The 3,270-nt window shown below is 53.2% G+C and carries 3 protein-coding genes; 2 read left to right on the top strand and 1 reads right to left on the bottom strand.

All coding sequences use genetic code 11. The features are described 5' to 3' along the window. Positions 1-45: 45 nt before the first annotated feature. Together lepA and lepB are read left to right on the top strand one after the other, a co-directional pair. The gene (gene lepA, locus ACLQ7H_RS27405; RefSeq protein WP_411755390.1) at positions 46-1,845 is read left to right on the top strand and encodes a translation elongation factor 4; all 1,800 of its coding nucleotides are present in this window, start codon (positions 46-48) and stop codon (positions 1,843-1,845) included. A gap of 31 nt (positions 1,846-1,876) precedes the next feature. Then, the gene (gene lepB / locus ACLQ7H_RS27400; protein WP_411755389.1) at positions 1,877-2,854 is read left to right on the top strand and encodes a signal peptidase I; all 978 of its coding nucleotides are present in this window, start codon (positions 1,877-1,879) and stop codon (positions 2,852-2,854) included. Between the two features lie 153 nt (positions 2,855-3,007). Here lepB and ACLQ7H_RS27395 read toward each other — a convergent pair. After that, positions 3,008-3,270, bottom strand: a 263-nt coding sequence (locus ACLQ7H_RS27395) for a hypothetical protein (RefSeq protein WP_411755388.1), incomplete at its 5' end; no start/stop codon positions are given.

Genomic DNA, 3,270 nt, shown 5'->3' with positions numbered 1-3,270 from the left:
CATAGGCGAGTAATTCAGAAATACCAAGGCAGAAAAACTAATTAAATGAAACACATAAGAAATTTTTCTATCATTGCCCATATTGACCACGGTAAGTCGACGCTGTCTGACCGTATTATCCAAATCTGCGGCGGCCTGACCGAACGTGAAATGGCTGCACAGGTGCTGGATTCTATGGATCTGGAGCGTGAGCGTGGTATTACCATCAAAGCGCAGAGCGTGACGCTCGACTATAAAGCCACTGATGGTCAGGTTTACCACCTTAACTTTATCGACACCCCTGGGCACGTTGACTTCTCCTATGAGGTTTCCCGCTCACTGGCCGCCTGTGAAGGCGCATTGCTGGTGGTGGATGCCGGGCAGGGCGTAGAAGCCCAGACTCTGGCCAACTGCTATACCGCACTGGACATGGATCTGGAAGTGGTACCGGTGTTGAACAAGATTGACCTGCCTGCTGCCGATCCGGATCGCGCCGCACAGGAAATCGAAGATATCGTGGGCATTGATGCTACTGACGCAGTGCGCTGCTCGGCAAAAACCGGCGTTGGCGTGCCAGAAGTGTTGGAACGTCTGGTGCGTGATATCCCGCCGCCAGAAGGTGATGCGGATGCTCCGCTGCAGGCGTTGATCATCGATTCCTGGTTTGATAACTATCTTGGCGTTGTCTCCCTGATCCGGGTGAAAAACGGTACCCTGCGCAAGGGCGATAAAGTTAAGGTCATGAGTACCGGCCAAACCTATAACGCCGATCGTCTGGGGATCTTCACCCCGAAGCGTGTCGATCGCGACGTGCTGAACTGTGGCGAAGTGGGTTGGTTGGTTTGCGCCATTAAAGATATCCTCGGCGCACCGGTGGGCGATACCTTGACGCTGGCTCGCCAGCCGGCAGACAAAATGCTGCCAGGCTTCAAAAAAGTGAAGCCACAGGTGTATGCCGGCCTGTTCCCGATCAGTTCCGACGATTACGAAGCCTTCCGCGATGCGCTGGGCAAGTTGAGCCTGAACGATGCCTCCCTGTTCTATGAACCAGAAAGCTCCACCGCGTTGGGCTTTGGCTTCCGCTGTGGCTTCCTGGGTCTGCTGCACATGGAGATCATTCAGGAGCGTCTGGAGCGTGAATACGATCTGGAACTGATCACTACGGCACCTACGGTAGTGTATGAAGTTGAAACCACCGGCAATGAAACCATCTACGTCGACAGCCCTTCCAAGCTGCCGCCGTTGAATAACATCGCTGAATTGCGTGAGCCGATTGCGGAGTGTCACATGCTGATGCCGCAGGAATATTTGGGCAACGTGATCACGCTGTGTATCGAGAAGCGTGGCGTACAGACCAACATGGTTTACCACGGTAACCAGGTGGCGCTGACCTACGAAATCCCAATGGCCGAAGTGGTGCTAGATTTCTTTGACCGGTTGAAATCCACCTCGCGCGGTTACGCGTCGCTGGACTATAACTTCAAACGTTTCCAGACCTCGGACATGGTGCGCGTTGACGTGTTGATTAACAACGAACGCGTAGATGCGCTGGCGCTGATCACTCACCGTGATAACGCGCAATATCGTGGCCGTGAACTGGTCGAGAAAATGAAAGAGCTGATCCCACGCCAGCAATTCGATATTGCGATCCAGGCGGCAATCGGCACGCATATCATCGCTCGTTCTACGGTGAAACAGCTGCGTAAAAACGTATTGGCCAAGTGCTATGGCGGCGACGTCAGCCGTAAGAAGAAGCTGCTGCAGAAGCAGAAAGACGGTAAAAAACGTATGAAGCAGGTGGGTAACGTTGAGTTGCCGCAGGAAGCGTTCCTGGCCATTCTGCACGTGGGTAAAGACGGTAAGTAAGAGCGAAAGCTCGCGTAACTAGGGAGTTTGCATGGCGAATATGTTTGCCTTGATCCTGGCGATTGCCACGTTGGTGACCGGGATCATCTGGTGCTTTGAGCGCTTTAAATGGGCGCCGGCACGCCGGGCGAAAATCGCGGCGGTCAATGCACAGGCGGCCGGTACGGTCGATGAAGCAGCCTTGGCGAAAGTGGCCAGGCAGCCAGGTTGGGTTGAAACCGGGGCTTCGGTGTTCCCGGTATTGCTGTTGGTGTTTGTGGTGCGTTCGTTTATTTACGAACCGTTCCAGATCCCTTCAGGCTCAATGATGCCGACGCTGTTGATTGGTGATTTCATTCTGGTGGAAAAATTTGCCTATGGCATAAAGGATCCGATCACCCAGACCACGCTAATTGAAACCGGTCATCCCAAGCGCGGCGATATTGCGGTATTTAAATATCCGCGTGACACCAAACTGGATTATATCAAACGCGTGATTGGCGTACCGGGCGACCGAGTGACCTATGATCCGGTGAATAAGCGTGTGACGGTGCAAGAGTCCTGTAATAGTGGCCAGGCGTGCGATACCGCACTGGCGGTCACTTACAGCGATATGCAACCGAGCGATTTTGTGCAGATGTTTACCCGTAGCGGCATGGGCGAAGCCAGCAACGGTTTCTTCCAGATCCCACTGAACGAAAACGTGCCACAGGGCGGTCTTCGCCTGGGTGAGCGTAAGGAAACGCTGGGTAACGTGACTCACCGTATTCTGACCGTGCCCGGCGCACAGGATCAGATCGGTGCTTACTATCAGCAAGCAGGTCAGCAGTTGGCCGAGTGGGTAGTGCCAGCCGGCCATTACTTTATGATGGGCGATAACCGCGATAATAGCGCAGACAGCCGTTATTGGGGATTCGTACCTGAGAAGAATCTGGTGGGTAAAGCCACGGCGATCTGGATGAGTTTTGAAAAGCAGGAAGGTGAATGGCCAACGGGCGTCAGATTGAGCCGTATCGGCGGTATTCACTAATAGCGTTTTGCAAACTGCAGTTTATAGGGCGAATTATAGGGCGAAGTTCCCTATGGATTTCGAGCTGGCCGCTCTAGCGCATCCATGCGCTCGCGGCATTTGTACATCCCTGTACGGCACAGCTCAGGCGACAGGCTATCTCGTCCCAGGAGCTTACTTTTGGTTAAGTGACTGGGGTGAGATAGTGCAGGTAACAACGCTGCAGCTTGAAAGACGACGGGAAAAACGCAGCATTATATTTCCACTCGTTGTAGAATAGCCCCTCGAGCGATAAAAGTTGGCCCCTTTGGGCGCCACTGCAAACGAAACAGCTTTGGATTGGCTTTTGGCAAAGCAGGCCTGTTCCGTATGCTGCAAGTTTTTGACGCATTCTTGATCTATTGGTAACTCATGAACCCCATCGTAATAAACAGGCT

The organism is Serratia sp. (in: enterobacteria) (genome assembly GCF_046715635.1).
In the GTDB taxonomy this organism is placed as follows: domain Bacteria; phylum Pseudomonadota; class Gammaproteobacteria; order Enterobacterales; family Enterobacteriaceae; genus Chania.
This window is presented reverse-complemented; position numbering and strand designations above follow the sequence as displayed.

Excerpts from the sequence above, each read along its gene's own strand:
- lepA (WP_411755390.1), top strand. The coding sequence starts at position 46 with ATGAAACACATAAGAAATTTTTCTATCATTGCCCATATTGACCACGGT.
- lepB (WP_411755389.1), top strand. The coding sequence starts at position 1,877 with ATGGCGAATATGTTTGCCTTGATCCTGGCGATTGCCACGTTGGTGACC.